This window comes from Pseudomonas sp. V98_8 (assembly GCF_029967975.1).
Classification (GTDB): domain Bacteria; phylum Pseudomonadota; class Gammaproteobacteria; order Pseudomonadales; family Pseudomonadaceae; genus Aquipseudomonas; species Aquipseudomonas umsongensis.
On record NZ_JASCAE010000050.1, the window covers coordinates 64,222 to 82,665 of the forward strand.

Consider the following 18,444-nt stretch of genomic DNA (forward strand, 5'->3'; position numbering starts at 1 on the left):
TGTGATGCCCTTCGTAACCATCGACGGCCAATCCCTCCACTACCTCGATCAAGGCACCGGCCCGGCCGTCCTGCTGGCCGGCAGTTACCTGTGGGACCAGGCCATGTGGGCACCGCAAATCGCCGCGTTGTCGCAACAGTATCGGGTGATCGCCCTGGACCTTTGGGGCCACGGTGAATCCGGGCCGTTGCCTGCCGGTACCACGTCGCTGGATGACATTGCACGCCAGGCCCTGGCGCTGCTCGATCATCTGGACATCGACCGCGTGACCCTGGTCGGCCTCTCGGTGGGCGGCATGTGGGGTGTGCGACTGGCGTTGTCGGCACCGCAACGGCTCAATGGGCTGGTGTTGATGGACACCTATGTCGGTGTCGAGCCGGAACCGACCCGGCAGTACTATTTTTCACTGTTCAAGATGATTGAAGAAACCGGCGTCATTTCAGAGCAGTTGCTGGATATCGTGGTGCCGATTTTTTTCCGACCGGGCATCGATCCTCAGTCGGCGCTGTATCAGGAATTTCGCGCCAAGCTCGCCGCGCTGCCGGCTGAGCGGTTGCGTGAAAGCATCGTACCGATGGGGCGGATCACCTTTGGCCGGGATGACTTGTTGCCGCGCCTGGGCGAGTTGAATGCGGCAACCACGTTGCTGATGTGTGGCGATCAGGACAAGCCACGCCCGCCGAGTGAAACCCGGGAAATGGCCGGGTTGATCGGTTGCCCGTACGTGCTGGTGCCGCAGGCGGGGCATATTTCCAATCTGGAGAATTCGCAGTTCGTCACTGACGCGCTCCTGCAATTCCTGGCGGGGATCAAGTAAGGATCGTTCCCACGCTCTGCGTGAGAATGCCTCTTTGGGCGCTATGCGTTCGGCCTTGGATGGGACGCGGAGCGTCCCGGGCTGCATTCCCACGCAGAGCGTGGGAACGATCAAGGGCAGGGCTGCTTACTTCGGCCCAGGAATCTTCGCCAGCTTGTCCGGCGAAGACGCCCTTGCTGTTGGTGCACCTCCCCTGAGGAGCGTGGGAACGATCAAGGGCTGGGGCTGCTTACTTCGGCCCAAGAATCTTCGCCAGTTTGTCCGGCGAAGGCGCGCCTTGCTGTTGCTGCAACTCACCCTTGTCATCCATATAGAAAATTGCCGGAGTGGCCTGCAGTTCCAGCTCTTCCATCAATTGCATGTTGGCGGCGAGCTTCTCCTGGATCGCCGGCGGCACCTCCTTCAAGGCCTTGAGCGAGCTGCCCTTGCCAGCGGCTTCATGGTCGTACAAGGCTTTTTGCGGGTCTTTGGCCGCGAGTAGAGCGGCGGATTTGCCCGGGCTGTCCTCACGAATGATCCCGACCATGATGTGTCGCAGCTGCACCTTGCCAGCCTTGACCCATGGCCGCGCCTGTTCCCAGAACATGCTGCAGTAAGGGCAGTTCGGGTCGCTGAACATGTAGACGATCCGTGGTGCATCCTTCTTGCCGTCGGCAATCCAGTTGCTCGCTTCCATCTTGCCCCAGACTTCCTTGGCCATTGGCGCGTACACCAGTTTCTGCAATGGCGCGCTGCTCAGGTCATTGCCTTCGGCGTCATACAGGTTGCCCAGCAAAACGTGCTTGCCATCGGGCGTCAGGTACAGCGCCATGCCGCGGTTCTGGTATTGCGCCGCGTAACCGCGCAAGCCATCCGGGGCGTCGAACTGACCGACGATTTTCGCGCCCTTGGCTTCGATCTTCTTGATCGCCTCGGGCAGCTCTTCGGCCTGCACCGATGGCAGGTGCAGCAGGGCGGCACCCAGGCTCAGGGTCAGCAGGTGGCGGAGGCGGGACATGGCAATTTCCTTGAAGAAGTGGCAGGTACGGAATCGAAGTTTTCCAGCGCGCGAGCCAGGCTGGCTTGTGACAGTTCGCCCAGATGACTGCCCAACAGGCGGCCTTCGGGGCTATAGAACAGCGTAGTTGGCAATGCCATGGAGCCGACGGCCTGGCCCAGGCGACCGCCGCCGTCGAACAGCACATTGGACAGGCTCAGGCCTTGGGTTTCCAGGAACGTGCTGACGCTTTGCATGCTTTCGGCCTGGTTTACGAACAGGAAGGTCAGGTCGGGGCGCTGTTGCTGTGCGTGCTCCAGCACCGGCATTTCCCGGCGGCAGGGCGGGCACCAGGTAGCCCAGAGATTGATGACCAGCGGGCCGCCCTTATAGTCCGCCAATTGCACGGTTTCACCGGCGGAATTGCGCAGGGTGATGTCCGGCAGGCGCGTGCCCTGTTCAAAAATGCTCAGCGAAAAGGTCGCCAGCAACCAGAACGCCAGGCCACTGGCCACGCCGAATCCCAAAGGACGACGCAATCCCGGGCGACGCCAGCCACGGTAGAGCGAGGCGAGCACCAGTGCGATGACCCCAGGCCAGGCGAGGAAACCACCGTCGCGAAGGTCGATGACCTGCCAGGGGTCGCTGCGATAGTGCGTCCAGTAAACGGCGACAAAACCGATTCGCGCCGCGAGCATGCCGATCAGGAACAGGCCGAACAGCACTGACTCGGGGTTCTCGCCACCGCGCTTGGCCACCCGCCAGCCGACGAACGTCGCCAACACCAAGGCACTGATCAGCAGCAGGTGGTTAAGCGCGATGGCAAAGGTGCCGAGGGTAAAAGTCAGCATTAACGGGCGTCTCGGGTGGTGGTCCAGCGTTGCAGGAAAGTGTCGGCATCGACCTCGCCGGTGATGCGCTGGCTGCGTCGTTCGATGCCGTCGGTGCCGATCCACAGCAAGCTGGGTGGCCCCGGCACTTTGTAACGGCCGAGCAGTTCGCGGCTGGCGGCATTGTCGGCGGTGACATCCAGTCGGAGCAAGCGCACATCGCTGAGGGCTTCCAGCACTTTTGCCTTGCCGAACACCTGTTTTTCCATGACCTTGCACGACACGCACCAGTCGGCATAGTAGTCCAGCAGTACCCACTGGCCCTGTGCTTGCGCTGCATCGAGTTCCCGTTGCAGGACCGCAGGGTCCTTGATCGTGGTAAAGGCGTCGTGGCCGTTCGGCACGGCGGCGACGGCCGAGCCGGAAGCGCGGAAGACCTGCAACGGCTTGAACAGATCATCACTGCCCCCCGCCGCGCCGATCAGGGCCAGGCTCCCCCACAAACCCAGCAGGAGCGAAGTGGCGCCGAACAGATGAGCGATGCGACCAAAGCCGTCAGACTGCTTCCACGCGCTATAAGCCGCGACCAATAGCAAGGCACCACACAGGCCGACCCACAAGGATTCATCCAGCACCGGGCGCAGCATCAGCAACGCCGTGGCGAGGAACAGAAAGCCGAAGATGCCCTTGAGCAGGTTCATCCAGGCGCCAGGCTTGGGCAGGAAGCGATTGCCCACCGTCACCAGCAGCAACAACGGCACACCGATGCCGATGCCCATGGCAAACAGGATCAACCCGCCGTGCAGTGCGTTGCCGCTCTGTGCAATGTAGAGCAGCGCGCCGGCCAGCGGCGCGGTCATGCACGGGCCGACCAGCAGGCCGGACAACGCGCCTAGCGCTCCGGCGCCGACCAGGCTGCCACCGCGCTGATTGCGCGAGACGTTTTCCAGGCGATCCCGCACGGCAACCGGCAGTTGCAGCTCGAAGAAGCCGAACATCGGTAACGCCAGCAGCACGAAAATCGCCGCGAAGCTGCCCAGCAGCCAAGGGTTCTGCAACCAGGCTTGCAGGTTCGCGCCGAGGGATGCAGCCAACACGCCCATCGCCGCATACACCAGCGCCATGCTCACCACATAACTGCCAGCCAGGGCCACGCCGCGCCTCGGCGTAGCGCCGCTGCCGACGATCAACCCCGCCAGAATGGGCAGCATCGGCAGCGAGCACGGAGTGAACGCCAGCAGCAAGCCCAGACCGAAGAACACCAACAGGCTCCAGCCCAGTGCTCGTTGCTGCAGATTGCTGGCCAAGGCCTGGTCCGGTGCTTCGTCTGCCGTCCCCGTCAGGGATTGCCCGCCCAGATCCACGACCTGGGTTTGTGGCGGATAACACAGGCCGGCATCGGCACAGCCCTGGAAGCCGACCTTGATCTGACCAGTCGCGCCCGCCGGGATCTTCAGCTCAAGGCCTTGGCGATAAACCTGCTGTTCGCCGAAGAATTCATCACTGTGGAATTCCCCCTCCGGCAGCGCGGGATGCTGGTCGACAGGCAAACCGTCGAACTTCAAGCGTTTCTGATACAGGTAATAGCCATCGGCAATCTGCCAGAACAGCTGGGTTTCGCCGGACTCAAGGCGTTCAGAGGTGAAAACGAACGCTTTGCCGACCGGGAGAAAGTCGGGTTTGGTATCGAACGGATTGCTGCCAGCCTGGGTCAGGCCGGAAAACAGCAGGGCGATGAGCAATAGCAGCTGACGCATGGAAAAGCCTTATCCTTTAGCAAGTGAGCTGCACAATGGGTGGTGGCGATTAACCGATGATTAACCCTGGCCGCCTTGTGGCTTGGGCACTTGCGGCATAATGTCCGCTTAATCGGTCACCGGCCTAATAGCGTTATTTACACGAGGCTTTCCATGCACGTACTGGTTTGCGAAGACGATGAGTTGATTGCCAGCGGCATCGTCGCTGGCCTGACAGCCCAGGGCCTGACCGTGGAACACGTCGCCACCGCGTCTGCGGCGCGGGCGATGCTCAAGGTAGCCGAATTCGACGTCATGGTCCTCGACCTCGGTTTGCCAGACGAGGACGGGCTGAAGCTGTTGCAGCAGTTGCGCCATCATGGCCTGGAGATCCCGGTGCTGATCCTCACTGCCCGGGATTCGGTCACCGACCGCGTCGACGGCCTGCAAGCGGGGGCCGACGATTATCTTCTCAAGCCGTTCGACCTGCGCGAGCTCGCCGCACGCCTGCACACACTGTTGCGTCGGGTGGCGGGACGCAGCGTCAACCTGATCGAACACGGCCGGTTGACGTACGATCCGAGCAGCCGCGAAACCATGCTTGGGGGGCAGCCAGTAGACCTTTCCCGGCGCGAACAGTCACTGTTGCAAGCCTTGTTGCACAACCGTGGCCGGGTGCTGTCCACTGAGCAGCTGAAAGACAGCGTCTACGGATTCAACGACGAACTGGAAAGCAACGCCCTCAACGTCCATATCCATCACCTGCGGCGCAAGCTCGGTAACGGCATCGTCGAGACCGTGCGCGGCCTGGGTTATCGCCTGGGCCCGGCTGATGGGGCAGAGGAACTGAAAAAGTGATGAGCCTGCGTTTGCGCCTGAGCCTGACGCTCGGCGGCGCTTTTGCCCTGATCTGGGCCTTGGCAGCGGCCTGGATGCTCAGCGATTTGCGCAACCAGATGATGTTTTCCCTCGACCAGCGCCTGGTGGCCTCGGCACGTATGGTCGCCGGGCTCATGGAGCAATTGCCGGCGTTGCCGAGCAAGGGCGAGGGCACCCATTTCAGTGCCGAGCAACTGAATATTCCCGGCGGCATGGCGTGTCAGGTCAGTTCGCTGCGGGGTGAAATCCTCGCCCGCAGCCACAGTGATCCGGGGCAAACCCTGGAAGCCGAGAAAATGGGGTTCCACGACCAGATCATCGACGGCGCGCCGTGGCGCAGCTTCACCCTGGCCCGTGGCGACCTGCGGATCACCACGGCCGACCGGCAAATCGAACGCGAGGCGCTGAACATGTCGATCCTGCTGGCCGCTTCTGTGCCGGTGGGCGTGGCACTGCTCGGTTGCCTGTGCCTGCTCTGGCTCGGCATCGGCCAGGGACTGGCGCCGCTTAATCGCATGCGCGACGCCTTGATGCGCCGCAGCCCTGACTCGCTTGAGCCTTTGCAGGTCCAGCCGTTGCCCAGTGAACTGCAGCCCTTGCTCGACACGCAGAACCAGTTGTTCCAGCGCATCGGCAAGACCATCGAACGCGAGCGTCGGCTGACCGGTGACGCAGCCCATGAATTGCGCAGTCCGCTGACCGCCATCAAGACTCACCTGCAAGTGGCGCGCATGACCGAAGGCGCGGCACGGGATCAATCCCTGGCCCGGGCCGAAGAGGGCGCCGACCGTCTGCATCGCACCCTCGAACAACTGCTGTTGCTGGCGCGGGTCGAGGGCAGCCTGTCGTTTGACGATGGAGTGCAGTGCAGTGCCGAGCAGGTGGCGAAACTCGCTATACAGGATGCGGCCGGTGGTGATCGTCAGCGCATCAGGCTCCAGCTGCCGACCAGGGTCTCCCATGCCCCGGTGAAAATGCCCGCGGTGCTATCGATTGCCGCACTGCGCAACCTCCTGGACAACGCCTTGCGCCATACACCCGGCGAGGGGCCGGTGGAGCTGAGCCTGCAAACCAGTGGTAACCGCGTGCAGTTCGTGGTGCGCGACCATGGCCCGGGCATTGCCGATGACGACCTGCAACACCTGACCCAACGCTTCTGGCGCAACGGCCAGAGCAACGGGTGCGGCCTCGGCCTGGCGATTGTCCAGGCGATCGTCCAGCGCTGTGGCTGTACCCTGCATTTCGACAGCCGGCCGGATGGCTTGCGGGTGGAACTGACGATGCCGTTGCAGCCCGTCTAGCACACCACAAACCCCTGTAGGAGCTGCCGAAGGCTGCGATCTTTTGATCTTTATAGAAACAAGAGCAAAAGATCGCAGCCTTCGGCAGCTCCTACAGGGACCGGTGTTACACATCAGATGTAACGTCTCTAGATTGGCCGCCCGGACCTCGCAAGACTATCGTTGCTCAAACTCAATGGATTGAGGTGATCGCATCATGGAAGCATCCGTACACACCTGCAAGGCAACCCCGGCGGACGCCGGCATCATTTGTCGCATCATCAAGCGCTCCATCCGGGTCGGTTGCGTGCCCGACCACCGCAACAACCCGCGAACCGTTGCCAACTGGACCCACAACAAGACCATCGAACACATTCTTCCCTGGTTCACCGACCGGCGGTTGTACCTGAACATCGCGCTCTTGCAGGGCAAACCCGTGGGTGTCGCCATGGCCTCCAGCAACGGCAAGGTAGCGTTCTGTTACGTACTGCCGGAATGGTTTCGTCGTGGGATCGGGAAAGCGCTGGTGCGCGATCTCGAAGGTTGGTTGATCAATCAGGGGCTGCGGCATTCACGACTCAACAGCACCCGCACCGGCGAGGCCTTTTACCGGCGCCTGGGTTATCGGGCCTACGCCCAGGCGTTCGCGGTAGCGGGCCTCTATGCCATTCCCATGCAAAAAGCGTTGGCTGTGGTCTAAATCCTCTGGCTCCCGGTGCGTTTCCAGAACAGGAAAACCTTATTGAGGGGTCGAGAGATGTCAGTCGCTACCAGGCTTGTGCAAGACCAATCGGCCCGGTTCACTCCGGTGCCGGCCGACACGCTTTATCAATTCAACGAATCGCCGTTGCTGGCGCGTCAAAGCCAGCAGGAGTCCAACGCCCGCAGTTACCCGCGCCGTATTCCGCTGGCACTCAAGCGCGCCAAGGGCCTGTATGTCGAAGATGTTGAAGGTCGTACGTTCATCGATTGCCTGGCCGGCGCCGGGACGCTGGCCCTGGGGCACAACCACCCGGTGGTGATCGAAGCGATCCAGCGCGTGCTGGCCGACGAACTGCCGCTGCACACCCTGGACTTGACCACGCCGGTTAAGGATCAATTCGTCCAGGACCTGTTCGGCTTGTTACCGAAAGCCTTGGCTGCACAAGCGAAGATCCAGTTTTGCGGTCCCACCGGCACCGATGCGGTGGAAGCCGCGCTGAAATTGGTGCGTACGGCCACCGGCCGCAGCACCGTGCTGTCATTCCAGGGCGGTTACCACGGCATGAGCCAGGGCGCGTTGAGCCTGATGGGCAGCCTCGGGCCGAAAAAGCCCCTGGGTGCGTTGCTCAGTAGCGGCGTGCAATTCATGCCGTACCCTTACGATTACCGTTGCCCGTTTGGGCTGGGTGGCGCTAAGGGGGTGAAGGCTAACCTCCACTATCTGGAAAACCTGTTGAACGATCCTGAGGCAGGCGTGCAGCTGCCGGCGGCAGTGATCGTCGAGGTGGTGCAGGGGGAGGGTGGGGTCATCCCGGCCGATCTCGACTGGTTGCGCGGCTTGCGCCGGATTACCGAAAAAGCCGGCGTGGCGTTGATCGTCGACGAGATTCAGAGCGGCTTTGCCCGTACCGGCAAAATGTTCGCTTTCGAGCACGCCGGGATCATTCCGGACGTGGTGGTCCTGTCCAAGGCAATCGGCGGCAGCTTGCCATTAGCCGTGGTGGTCTATTGCGACTGGCTCGACACTTGGCTGCCGGGCGCCCATGCCGGGACTTTCCGCGGCAATCAGATGGCGATGGCCGCCGGTTCCGCCGTGATGCGTTACCTGGTCGAACACAAGGTTTGCGAACATGCCGCCGCCATGGGCAAACGCCTGAACGAGCACCTGCGCATCCTTCAGCGTGACTTCCCGCAGCTGGGTGATATTCGAGGTCGAGGCCTGATGCTCGGCGTGGAGCTGGTCGATCCGACCGGAGTGACGGATGCCCTGGGTCATCCTCCGGCGTGTGCGCGACTGGCGCCGTTGGTACAGCGTGAATGCCTCAAGCGTGGCTTGATCCTTGAACTGGGCGGCCGCCTGGGTGCCGTGGTTCGCTTTCTGCCACCGCTGGTGATCACCGCCTCGGAGATTGATCAAGTGGCCGAGATTTTCGGCAGGGCCTTGGCCGCTGCCACCGCCAGACTCTAAATTTCCAGAGCCCTGGAACGTTCCTTCCATATAGCGGCTGCACACAGCGTACAGCCGACCCTGCAGCGATGGAGAGACAGCATGACGTCAGTATTCGACCGTGAGGACATCCTCTTTCAGGTCGTGGTCAACCATGAAGAGCAATACTCAATCTGGCCCGACTACAAAGCCGTGCCCGAGGGCTGGCGTACCGTGGGCAAAAGCGGGCTGAAAAAAGAATGCCTGGCCTATATTGAAGAGACCTGGACCGATATGCGTCCGCTGAGTCTGCGCCAGAAGATGGATGAGCAGGTGGCCGTGGCGCACTGAGTCAGCGCCCGCAAACAAAAAGCCCGCTGAACCGGTAAGGTCAGCGGGCTTTTTCATTTTGTAAGTGCGAGCGGTGAGGCCCCGCGAACGAGACACTGCGGTGCAGCTGTCACACCGCGTTGTCGTTCTGCGCCTGTAGGAGCGAGGCTTGCCCGCGAACCAGGCGCTGCGGATTATCTGTCATACCGCGTTATCGTTCTTCGCCGGCAAGCCTGGCTCCTACAGGTACGCGTCGCTCAACCCCTTGATCAGCAGATCCACATTTCCTTCCAGTTCCGCCACCGGATCAGCGGCGTCGACACTCAACACCACCAACCGACTCCCGGCCTCCGTAATCGCCGCTTTCACCGCGTCTGAGGGCTGCCGGTGATGCAACACCACCGCCACATCGTTGTCCTTGAGCGTTGCCCCCAATACCTTCAGCGCCTCTGGCGTCCATTCGGCATCCGGCCGTGCATCGAGCCCAACCAACTCCAGATTGAGCCCGCCGATCAGGTAGCCAAGGTGATCGCTGAGGCTCATCACGCTGAGGTTGTCCGCGGCAGCCAGGCGCGCTTCGCTGTCGGCGCTGAGTTTGAGCAATCGCTGTTTCAGCGTCGCCAGGTTCGCCTCGATCGCAGGTTTGGCCGCGGGGGCCAGGCGCACCAGGTCCGCCGCCATCACGTCGGCCATGCGTCCCATGTTGTTACTGGCCAGCCACGGCTGACTGTTCAAGCCATCGACCTTGCTGCCCGGCTGCACGGCAATGCCGGGCAGGGCGCCATCCACTGGACGCGCGGCGTCGACTTCGATGATGCGAATGTTGCTGCGCCGGGAGATCGGATACAGCGGATCGTCCGGCCACAGCGAGCGCAAGCCGATCACCGCATCGGCGCCGCTCGCCATCTTGGCCAGCGCCGCAGCGCCACGTCCGGTGAAGTAGGCGGTCTGGCGGCTGCCAGGCAGGTTGGCTGGCGCCGCGCGCTCCAAGCTGACATCGGTGCCTTTGAGCAGCACTTCGCCCAGGCCGTAGGTGATCGGCAATGAAGCCAGCACCCGCAACGGTTTGTTGCTGTCAGCGCCGATGGCGGTTGTGGCCAGCCCGCACAGGGCGAGCGCCAGGGTCAGTTGTCGCAGAGAAAATGACATTTATCCAAGGTTCCCTTTGAGGCTGGGGACGACGCCGCGCGCGATGGCGGCCAGGGCAAAAGCGATACCGGCCACCAGGATGATCGCGGCTCCGGAGGGGATCGGCAGGTCAAAGACAATCGGTGCGAGAATCCCGCACAGCGTGCTCACTGTGGCGATCAGCACCGAGCACCAGAAGAAGCCCTTCAGGGACTGGCTGAGCAGGCGCGCCGCCGCGGCCGGTATCACCAACAACGCACCAACGAGGATGGCGCCGATGACTTTCACGGCGGCGACGGTGATCAGCGTCACCAGAATCACGAACAGATAATCCAGGGACTTCACTGCCACCCCGCGCACTGCCGCCAATTGCGGGTTGAAGCTGGCGAGCATGATGCGGTTGTAGAGCGGCAAGGCCAGGGCCATGACCAGCGAACCGACGATGGCCAGCACCAGCAGGTCATTGCCGTTGACCGTCAGCACCGATCCGAACAGTACGTTCTCGAGGATGTGCACGTTGATTTTGCCCGCCAGGATCAGCAGCAGACTGGCACCCAGCGCCAACGACACCGACAGAAACACACCGATCAACGTATCCGGCGCCAGGCCCGTGCGGTTGCGCAGGTAGTTGAGCAAGATGCCGAACAGCAGGCAGTAGCCGAACAGGCTGCCGTATGGCCCGGTGTAGGGTTCCCCCAGGAGGATGCCGATGGCCACGCCGGTCAGCGCCGCGTGGCCCACCGCTTCGGAGAAAAACGCGAAGCGCTTGACCACCACCAGGGTACCCAGACCGCCCAGCACCGGGCCGATCAACAGGCCGGCGAGCAAGGCGTTGACGACAAATCCATAGGCCAGTGCCTCAGGCAGATAACCCGACGAGGCCCAGCCCTGGACCATCAATCGAAAGGCTTCGTAACTCATCAGGCAGCGCTCCGTGGATGGGTCGAAAACAAGCTCAGCAGGCGATCAGGGGTCAGGGCCTGTTGCGGTGTGGCGTCGAACAGCACTCGGCGGTTCAGGCCGGTGACGTGATCGGCCAGGCGTGCGACCGCTTCCAGGTCGTGCTCGATCCACAGCACGGTGATGCCCGCCGCGCGCCAATCGCCCAGCAAGCGTTCGAACACGCGGATGCCGGCTTCATCAAGGGCCGACATCGGTTCGTCGAGCACCAGCAGTTGCGGCGCCGGAATCAGTCCTTGCGCCAACAACACGCGCTGACGCTCGCCTCCCGACAGCGCGCCCATGCGCCGCTTGCGCTTGTCCTGCATGCCGACCCGTTCCAGCGCGTCGCCAATCGCCTTCGCGTAGTGCTTGCTCAAGCCAAGGAACGCCGGGCGTCGCTGGCACATCGCGGCCATGAAATCGTCGACAGTCATTGGCAGGCCGCGATCGAATTCCAGCGCCTGGGGCACGTAGCCGATCGTCCCCGGCTCGCCTGGCCATTGCAGGCTCAAGCGGCCCTGGTGCGGCATCTGCCCGAGCAGGGTCTTGATCAACGAACTTTTACCGCCACCGTTGGGGCCGACCAGCGCATGCACACTACCGGGCCTCACTTGAAATGTGACGTTGTCGAGGATGGTCGTGCGACCGAGGGTCAGGCTGATATCGGCGAAATCCAGGGTCGGGCCCGAAACCTGTGGGAATGAGCCTGCTCGCGACTGCGCTGTGTCATTCAATGATGATGTCGCCTGACTGGACGCCTTCGCGAGCAGGCTCGCTCCCACAGCGGATTGTGCATCGCCCGGGATGGTTTCTTTCGATGTCATGCCCCGGACTCCTGGATCGCCCGCACCACGGTGTTGAGGTTGCCAGTCATTTCCTTTTCGTACTTGTCGGCGGTGTATTCGCCGTAGGAGATATGCGACAGCGGATACAGCTTCACCCCGGATTCGCGCTGGATGGTGTCGACATAGGTGGAGGGGAAATCCATCTCCGAAAAGATCACTTTCACATCCAGCTCACGCAGTTGGTCGATGGTCTTTTTCAGCTGGCTGGGGCTGGGTTCGATGCCGTGGGCCGGCTCGACCACCGCCGTCACTTCCAGGCCGAATTCGCGCAGCAGGTAATCGTAGGCGGCGTGAACCGTGGCTACGCGCAACTCGGCGTTCGGCGCCGCGGTCAATTTGGCCAGGGCGTCGGCGCGCATCTTGCGCAGGCGCTTGCCGTAGGCGCGGGCGTTCTCGGTGTAGGTCCTGGCGTTGGCCGGGTCGAGTTTTCCCAGTTCACGGGCGATATTGTTGACTTGGGCAATCGAGGCGCTGATCGACAGGAAGGTGTGCGGGTTGACCACTTTGCCCGCGCCACGCGCGGCGACGCCAGTGGCGGCCAGCAGCGGCACGTTTTCGTTGGCCTCGATCACCGGCACGTTCGGCGTTTCACTGGCGGCGATCATGCGGTCGGCGAAGTCGTCATGGCCGACGCCGTTGAGCACGATCACGTCGAGCCCGCTGATGCGCTTGATGTCCTCGGCACGCGGTTCGTAGGCGTGCGGGTTGAAGCCTGCGGGAATCAGCGGCACCACCTCGGCCTTGTCGCCGACAATGTTGGCCACATAGCTGTAATACGGGTGCAGGGTGATGCCGATGCGCAGGCGCTTGGCCTCATCGGCGCTGGCCAGGGAGGGCAACAGGCAGGCCAGCAGGCCGATCAGTGACAGGCGCAGGAAAGAACGTAGCGATGAAATAGGCATGGGAAAGCGGTCTTCTCTCGGATGAAGGCGAGGGTTCAGTGCCGGTGCTGGCGGGTCACGCCGGCATCGAATTGCGCGACGACCTGCTGCCAGCCGGTGCCTTCAAGCGTGGCATCGCTGAGGTCGACAGGAGCCTTGAGGTCGGCGGCGCGGTTGAGCCAGATGTCCGGGGCGTCGTCGTCCGCACTCAGGCGCATCAGGAACGAGCCCGCCACCTCGACGCTCTGGCTCTGCCCGAAGTACCCCCCGGCCTCGAGCAACTGCCAGGCATGGCCACCACGACTGACCGAGCTGGCGTCCTGGGCAAAGGGGGCAAATCCTTCATTGGCGAGGCTTTCAGGTGTCGGCAGGCTGTGTTGTTCCTGGCGCAGCAGGTGAATCTCATCCAGCGTCACGCGTAAATCGGCGTAGATGCCTTGTTCGCAAGCGCTCAGATCGCGGCGGGCATCCAGTTGATGACTGTTGACGCTGCTCACTTGCTGCGACTCGCCGCGCCAGGCTACTACTGAACCTGCCACCGCCAGGATCATCAGGCACAACAGCAATACATAGAGGGTTTCATGGCCGGCGCCGGCCGGGCGGACGATGTGCCTGGTTGGCGTACTCATGGGCTTTCGATGTCCGCCTGGTCGATCTCGACTACGTGGCCGGGGCCTGCGTCGAACAGCACATAGAACTCGGCACCGGGCTTCTTGAAGGTCAAGGTCGAGTCGGCCCCGAGTTTGCCCGGCACCAGGATGGTTTCGTCATAGCCGATCACGTCCAGGGTCACGCCCGGTGCACCGCTGCCGTCGGAAAAACCGCCGGTGCACTTGATCTGCTCGGCGTCGATGGCCTTGCACTCGCACATCGGATTATGCGCCAGGGCGCTGGCGCTGAAGCCGGCGCAAAACACCAGCAACGCGACGCTCACAGGACGGATGAGGTTGATCATGGTTTGCCTCCTTGGGTGGACAGCCAGGCGAGGGTGGCGGGGGAGGCCTGGCTCAGAGGAATGGATGCCTGATGCATGGAGCCGTCCCAGCCTTCCATGGTGATCCACAGTTCGGCGTCGGCCTTGGTTTTTGCCGGGACCGGCAGCATGGCGCCCATACGGTAGGGCGTGCCGAAGAAAATCACCCCGGCGGCGCGCAGGCTGCGGGGCTTGCCGATGCGCAGGTAAGTCGCCTTGACCTGCTCGCGGCAGCTGTCGCACAGCGCGGCGTTGAAGTTCTTCATGTAGCCGGCCGGGCCATCGGGCCGTGGTGCTTCATTACGAAGCTCGGCCAGGCGCAGGCTCCAGGGTCCGACCTGGACTTCGCCGATCTCCCGCTCGCCCAGGCCCGTATCACCGCGAAACAGCGCGGCATCGGCGAAGTACTTGGGCATGAAACCCAGCGGCACCAGCAACAGCAGAACGTTGATGTGGAAGCGCCATTTGTGCCAGAAGCGGCTCAGCGTCGAACGGGATGCTTGCGTGGGGACCTGGCTCATTGGCTGATCTCCGTGGTTCCAGCGCTGTTCGCCGTAGCAGCCTCGTCGCGTGGGCGTTTGTTGCGGCGCTTGAGGGCGTTGGCCGTGGCCAGGGCGGTGCGCTTGGTCCAGATCAACAGGCCGCTGAGCACCATCATGCTCAACAGCAGGCCGAAGAAGCACCAGATCAGCTTGATCCAGATTCCGCCGAAATCACCGGTGTGCAGCGGACGCATGGATTCGGTCACGAACTCCAGGCTCGAGCGGTCCGACAGCAGGCGCGTGGCGGCGACTTCGCCGGTGTAGGGATTGATGTCGGCTGTCTGGAACATCAGCGGATACCAACTGCGCCCACCCACCGACAGGTAGCTGTAGGCATTGGCCGGCATACTCACAAAGCTCTCGTCGAGCCCCGGGATGCGCGCCTTGGCCTCGCGGATCGCCGCCTCCAGACTGATCATCGGTGTGGGCGATCCATCGGTGGTGAGCGGCACGCTTTCACGCGGGACCACCGCCGCTACCGGCGCGGTGGAGATGGAAATCTGGTTGTCGAACATGAACGCTTCGATCAGGAACCAGGTGCTGGTGACGGAAATAACCGCGATGAACCAGATCGACCAGATGCCGCTGAGGCGATGGAAATCTCCCCAGAAAATCCGTGCGCCCTGGCGAATGCGCAAAGTTGGCCGGAAAAAGCCTTTCCAGAAGCGCTTGTACACCACCAGGCCCGTCACCAGGGAGGCCAGCATCGGCAGGCTGAGGAACGACACCAGGTACCAGCCCCAGCTGTAGCCGTTGGTGAACGGCACCAACCACCAGCCATGCAGGGCACGGGTGAACGCCTGGAAGTTGAATGGCGGCGCGGGGCCCTGGATGGCACCGGTGTATGGGTTGACGTATACCGTCAACTCACGCCCATCGGGGTAGTTGACGCGAACGTCCAGCGCGAAATGTGCTTCGTCGGGGCGGCTGATGCTGTCGACGATGATGTCGGGTTCGGCTTGCTTGATCGCGGCGACGATCTGGTCGTAATTGAGCCGTGGCGCGTTGTCCGCAGGTGGGCTGGCACGCATTTGTGGATTAGCCAGCCACACGATCTCCTGGCTGACCACCGCCAGCGTGCCGGTCACACAGACGATCAGCACGAAAAACCAGATCGGCAGTGCTAGCCAGCTGTGGACCAGGAACCAGATTTTTGAGCGGGATTTCTTCGACATGATTGAGGCGTCTTATATCGATGAAGGACCTCTGCTACGGGCTTCGCAGCGATGAGGTCCATGGACGGTCCGGTCGTGGCTTTTGCCCACGCGACAGAACTGCATCTCTATAGGACGGATGAGCACCCGAAATCCCGAAGGGTGATATGAAAGAAAATGTTTCGTGTTTCGTGTTTCGTCGTAGGAGCGAGGCTTGCCCGCGAAGAACGATAATGCGGTCTGTCAGGTGCACCGCGGCGAACAGTTCGCCGGCAAGCCTGGCTCCTACAAGCCAACAGGGTGTCACCCTTGTTGAAACATCTCTTTCGCCCGCTGCTCGATCTGCTCCTGGGTCAGATCCTCTTTACGTGTGGCCAGGAACCACAGGTGCCCGTAGGGATCCCTCAAGGTCCCGGAACGGTCGCCGTAGAATTGATCCTTGACCTCTGACACCACGATGCCGCCCGCCTCGATCGCCTGTTTGTAGGACTTGTCCACATCGGTCACGTACAAATGCAAGCCTACCGACGGCGAGTTGTCTGGATTGCTCAGCGGCCCTTGATCGCAGGGTGTGCCGAGCATGATCGGGCAGTCGCCGATGCGCAGTTCGGCGTGGCCGATGCCGCCATCGGGCATGGCCAGGCGCATGACCTCGATGGCGCCGAAGGCTTTTTTGTAGAACTCGATGGCTTCGGCGGCTTTTTGAATGCCCAGGTACGGGGTGATGCTGTGATAACCCTCTGGAATCGGTTTAACGCTCATGATGGTTCTCCCTTTTCTTGTGGATTGAAGATCGCTCTCCAGCCGAATAATTGTAGGAGCTGCCGCAGGCTGCGATCTTTTGTTTTGATCTTCAGCATGTTTCAAGTTTCCAAAAAGATTGTCCCGACGCGCTCCGAACCTGAGGGTTCATCGACACTGTTCAGCCACCAACAGTGAAGCAGCAGATTGCCTGACTTCGTCACGAAGAAATCTTCGAAATAGCCTGAACCCCCTTTGAACACTGACCTGCGCCATCAGGCACGGAAGCTGCAATGACCTTCGATAAACACTGGTATCGAGAGTCTTGCATGCCCCAATCTGCCGTTTATCCGATCAACCCGCCGGCCGCCCACCGGATCGCCGACGAAGCCGAAGCACTGCGGGTAGCTGAACAGGTCGCCGCCATCCTGCTGGAGCAAGATGCGGAACGCGATCGCACACGCCAGGTGCCCGCCGAGATCGTCGACCTGTATTCCAACAGTGGCCTGTGGGGCATCACCGTGCCTGAGGCATTTGGTGGCGCGCAGGTGTCCAGTGCGGTACTGGCGCAAGTCATTGCGATCATTTCGGCGGCCGATCCGTCCTTGGGACAGATCCCGCAAAACCACTATTGCCTGCTCGAAGACATTCGCCTGCAAGGCACCCCGCAACAGCAGGCGCACTTTTTCGACCTGGCCCTGCAAGGCCACCGGTTTGCCAATGCCTTGTCGGAAACCGGCGGCAAAAACGTGCAGGACATCAAGGCGACCATTCGCCGTTACGGTGACGGCCATGTGATCAACGGACGCAAGGGTTACTGCACAGGGTCGCTGTATGCCCACTGGCTGGCGGTACTGGCGCTGGATGAAGAGCAAAAGGGCCAGTTGGCCTTCGTCGAGCGCGGCACGCCAGGCCTGGTGATTGTCGACGACTGGGACAGCATCGGGCAGCGCACCACCTCCAGCGGTACCGTATTGGCCGAGGATCTGCGCGTCGCGGCGTTCAACCTGTTCCCGACCTATCGCTCCTACGAAAACCCGACCCTGGCCGGCCCGTTCGCCCAGTTGACCACCGCCGCCATCGATGCCGGCATCGCCCGTGCGGCGCTGCGCGATACCATTGCGTTTGTCCGCCAGTCCGCCCGGCCATGGATCGATGCCGGTGTGGAAAAGGCCAGCGAAGATCCGCTGACCATCATTCAGGTCGGGGGGCTCGAAATTCGCCTGGAAGCCGCCGAAGCCTTGCTGGAACGAGCCGGTCGTGCGCTGGATGCCGCGCGTCCGGCCCCCGATGAAGATAACGTTGCCCGTGCCTCCCTGGCCGTTGCCAAGGCCAAGGTGCTGACCACGGAAATCGCCATTGAAGCGACCAACAAACTGTTCGAACTCGGTGGCACCCGCTCGACCCTGAAAAAACATAACTTCGATCGCCACTGGCGCAATGCCCGGGTCCACACCCTGCATGACCCGGTGCGCTGGAAGTACCACGTGGTTGGTAACTGGCTGCTCAATGGCGTGAAACCACCACGTCACGACTGGTCGTGACCATGGCCGAATGGTTCAAGAACATTTATTGGGCTGACATCGGCCAGGCCTGCCTCGACACCTTGAGCATGCTCGGCGCGGCCCTGGGTTTTACCGTGCTGCTGGGATTGCCGCTGGGGGTGCTGCTGTTCCTCACCGGCAAGCGCCAATTGCATGAAGCCGTCGGTGTCTACCGGGTGCTGTCGGTGATCGTGAACATGCTGCGTTCGCTGCCGTTCATCATTCTGTTGATTGTGCTGATCCCCCTGACGACCCTGCTGGTGGGTACTTCGCTGGGGGTGCCGGGGACCATTCCACCGCTGGTGGTTGGTTGCACGCCGTTCTTCGCGCGGCTGGTGGAAACCGCGCTGCGCGAAGTCGATCGCGGGGTGGTGGAGGCCACCCAGGCCATGGGCGCCAACACGTGGCAAATCATTCGCTACACCTTGTTGCCGGAGGCTCGGGGAGGGCTGCTGGCGGCGGTCACGGTCACCGCGATCGTGCTGGTCGATTACACGGCAATGGCCGGGGTAATCGGCGGTGGCGGCCTCGGCGACCTGGCCATTCGCTACGGTTACCAGCGGTTCCAGACCGATGTGATGGTAGTCACCGTGGTGCTGTTGTTGATTCTGGTCCAGGCCCTGCAAATGAGCGGCGACCGACTGGTGGCGCGTTACAGCCACCGCTGACGATTCAAATCAAAAAACCGGCCCCACGTCCGCCCCACGACGGCCATTGA

General features: G+C 62.2%; 20 protein-coding genes. 8 read left to right on the forward strand and 12 right to left on the reverse strand.

From position 1 onward, the window contains the following. Positions 1–4: 4 nt before the first annotated feature. Complete coding sequence (locus QLG10_RS16725) at positions 5–817, forward strand: alpha/beta fold hydrolase (protein ID WP_110749464.1); 813 nt, start codon at positions 5–7, stop codon at positions 815–817. 229 nt (positions 818–1,046) lie between these two features. On the opposite strand, the gene dsbG is transcribed toward QLG10_RS16725, so the two are convergent. The 3 genes from dsbG to dsbD are packed head-to-tail and all read right to left on the reverse strand — an operon-like array spanning position 1,047 to position 4,380. Next, a complete protein-coding gene (gene dsbG / locus QLG10_RS16730) occupies positions 1,047–1,814 on the reverse strand; it encodes a thiol:disulfide interchange protein DsbG (protein ID WP_282487708.1) in 768 nt (255 codons plus the stop codon). Further along, positions 1,790–2,644, reverse strand: a complete 855-nt coding sequence (locus QLG10_RS16735; protein WP_110749460.1) for a TlpA disulfide reductase family protein — start codon at positions 2,642–2,644, stop codon at positions 1,790–1,792. Before QLG10_RS16735 ends, dsbG begins: the two co-directional genes overlap by 25 nt. Continuing rightward, complete coding sequence (gene dsbD, locus QLG10_RS16740) at positions 2,644–4,380, reverse strand: protein-disulfide reductase DsbD (protein WP_188265584.1); 1,737 nt, start codon at positions 4,378–4,380, stop codon at positions 2,644–2,646. Before dsbD ends, QLG10_RS16735 begins: the two co-directional genes overlap by 1 nt. Positions 4,381–4,533: 153 nt before the next feature. Between dsbD and QLG10_RS16745 the strand changes: the two genes are divergently transcribed. From QLG10_RS16745 to QLG10_RS16765, 5 genes are all read left to right on the forward strand, one after another. Then, complete coding sequence (locus QLG10_RS16745) at positions 4,534–5,217, forward strand: response regulator (RefSeq protein ID WP_110749457.1); 684 nt, start codon at positions 4,534–4,536, stop codon at positions 5,215–5,217. After that, on the forward strand, positions 5,214–6,539 hold the full coding sequence (locus QLG10_RS16750) for an ATP-binding protein (RefSeq protein WP_110749455.1): 1,326 nt from the start codon (positions 5,214–5,216) through the stop codon (positions 6,537–6,539). The genes QLG10_RS16745 and QLG10_RS16750 overlap by 4 nt, the downstream gene beginning before the upstream one ends. Positions 6,540–6,735: 196 nt before the next feature. Then, entirely contained in the window at positions 6,736–7,218 is a 483-nt protein-coding gene (locus tag QLG10_RS16755) for a GNAT family N-acetyltransferase (RefSeq protein WP_282487709.1), read from the forward strand. Between the two features lie 57 nt (positions 7,219–7,275). Next, entirely contained in the window at positions 7,276–8,688 is a 1,413-nt protein-coding gene (locus tag QLG10_RS16760) for an aspartate aminotransferase family protein (RefSeq protein ID WP_282487710.1), read from the forward strand. 81 nt (positions 8,689–8,769) lie between these two features. Then, positions 8,770–8,997, forward strand: a complete 228-nt coding sequence (locus QLG10_RS16765) for an MbtH family protein (RefSeq protein ID WP_033041979.1) — start codon at positions 8,770–8,772, stop codon at positions 8,995–8,997. Positions 8,998–9,216: 219 nt separating this feature from the next. Here QLG10_RS16765 and QLG10_RS16770 read toward each other — a convergent pair whose 3' ends face one another. From QLG10_RS16770 to QLG10_RS16810, 9 genes are all read right to left on the reverse strand, one after another. Next, the gene (locus tag QLG10_RS16770; protein ID WP_282487711.1) at positions 9,217–10,125 is read right to left on the reverse strand and encodes a zinc ABC transporter substrate-binding protein; all 909 of its coding nucleotides are present in this window, start codon (positions 10,123–10,125) and stop codon (positions 9,217–9,219) included. After that, positions 10,126–11,025 (reverse strand): metal ABC transporter permease, encoded by a 900-nt coding sequence (locus tag QLG10_RS16775; protein ID WP_033041974.1) that lies wholly within the window; start codon positions 11,023–11,025, stop codon positions 10,126–10,128. After that, positions 11,025–11,870, reverse strand: a complete 846-nt coding sequence (locus QLG10_RS16780; protein ID WP_110749447.1) for a metal ABC transporter ATP-binding protein — start codon at positions 11,868–11,870, stop codon at positions 11,025–11,027. The genes QLG10_RS16775 and QLG10_RS16780 overlap by 1 nt, the downstream gene beginning before the upstream one ends. Beyond that, entirely contained in the window at positions 11,867–12,793 is a 927-nt protein-coding gene (locus tag QLG10_RS16785; protein WP_188265581.1) for a metal ABC transporter substrate-binding protein, read from the reverse strand. Before QLG10_RS16785 ends, QLG10_RS16780 begins: the two co-directional genes overlap by 4 nt. A 35-nt stretch (positions 12,794–12,828) precedes the next feature. After that, positions 12,829–13,401: a DUF6162 family protein gene (locus tag QLG10_RS16790; protein ID WP_110749443.1), complete on the reverse strand. Its 573-nt coding sequence runs from the start codon at positions 13,399–13,401 to the stop codon at positions 12,829–12,831. Beyond that, positions 13,398–13,727, reverse strand: a complete 330-nt coding sequence (locus QLG10_RS16795; RefSeq protein ID WP_110749441.1) for a hypothetical protein — start codon at positions 13,725–13,727, stop codon at positions 13,398–13,400. Before QLG10_RS16795 ends, QLG10_RS16790 begins: the two co-directional genes overlap by 4 nt. Further along, complete coding sequence (locus tag QLG10_RS16800; RefSeq protein WP_110749439.1) at positions 13,724–14,266, reverse strand: thiamine pyrophosphate-binding protein; 543 nt, start codon at positions 14,264–14,266, stop codon at positions 13,724–13,726. Before QLG10_RS16800 ends, QLG10_RS16795 begins: the two co-directional genes overlap by 4 nt. Then, on the reverse strand, positions 14,263–15,462 hold the full coding sequence (locus QLG10_RS16805) for a PepSY domain-containing protein (RefSeq protein WP_282487712.1): 1,200 nt from the start codon (positions 15,460–15,462) through the stop codon (positions 14,263–14,265). Before QLG10_RS16805 ends, QLG10_RS16800 begins: the two co-directional genes overlap by 4 nt. Before the next feature lie 282 nt (positions 15,463–15,744). Continuing rightward, a complete protein-coding gene (locus QLG10_RS16810; protein ID WP_020795964.1) occupies positions 15,745–16,203 on the reverse strand; it encodes a VOC family protein in 459 nt (152 codons plus the stop codon). A 308-nt stretch (positions 16,204–16,511) separates the two neighbouring features. On the opposite strand from QLG10_RS16810, the gene QLG10_RS16815 reads away from it, so the two are divergent. Beyond that, positions 16,512–17,726 carry an SfnB family sulfur acquisition oxidoreductase gene (locus tag QLG10_RS16815; RefSeq protein ID WP_282487713.1) on the forward strand — a complete coding sequence of 405 codons (1,215 nt, stop codon included), beginning with the start codon at positions 16,512–16,514 and terminating at the stop codon, positions 17,724–17,726. Between the two features lie 2 nt (positions 17,727–17,728). Further along, positions 17,729–18,394, forward strand: a complete 666-nt coding sequence (locus QLG10_RS16820) for a methionine ABC transporter permease (RefSeq protein WP_179055821.1) — start codon at positions 17,729–17,731, stop codon at positions 18,392–18,394. Positions 18,395–18,444: the final 50 nt, after the last annotated feature.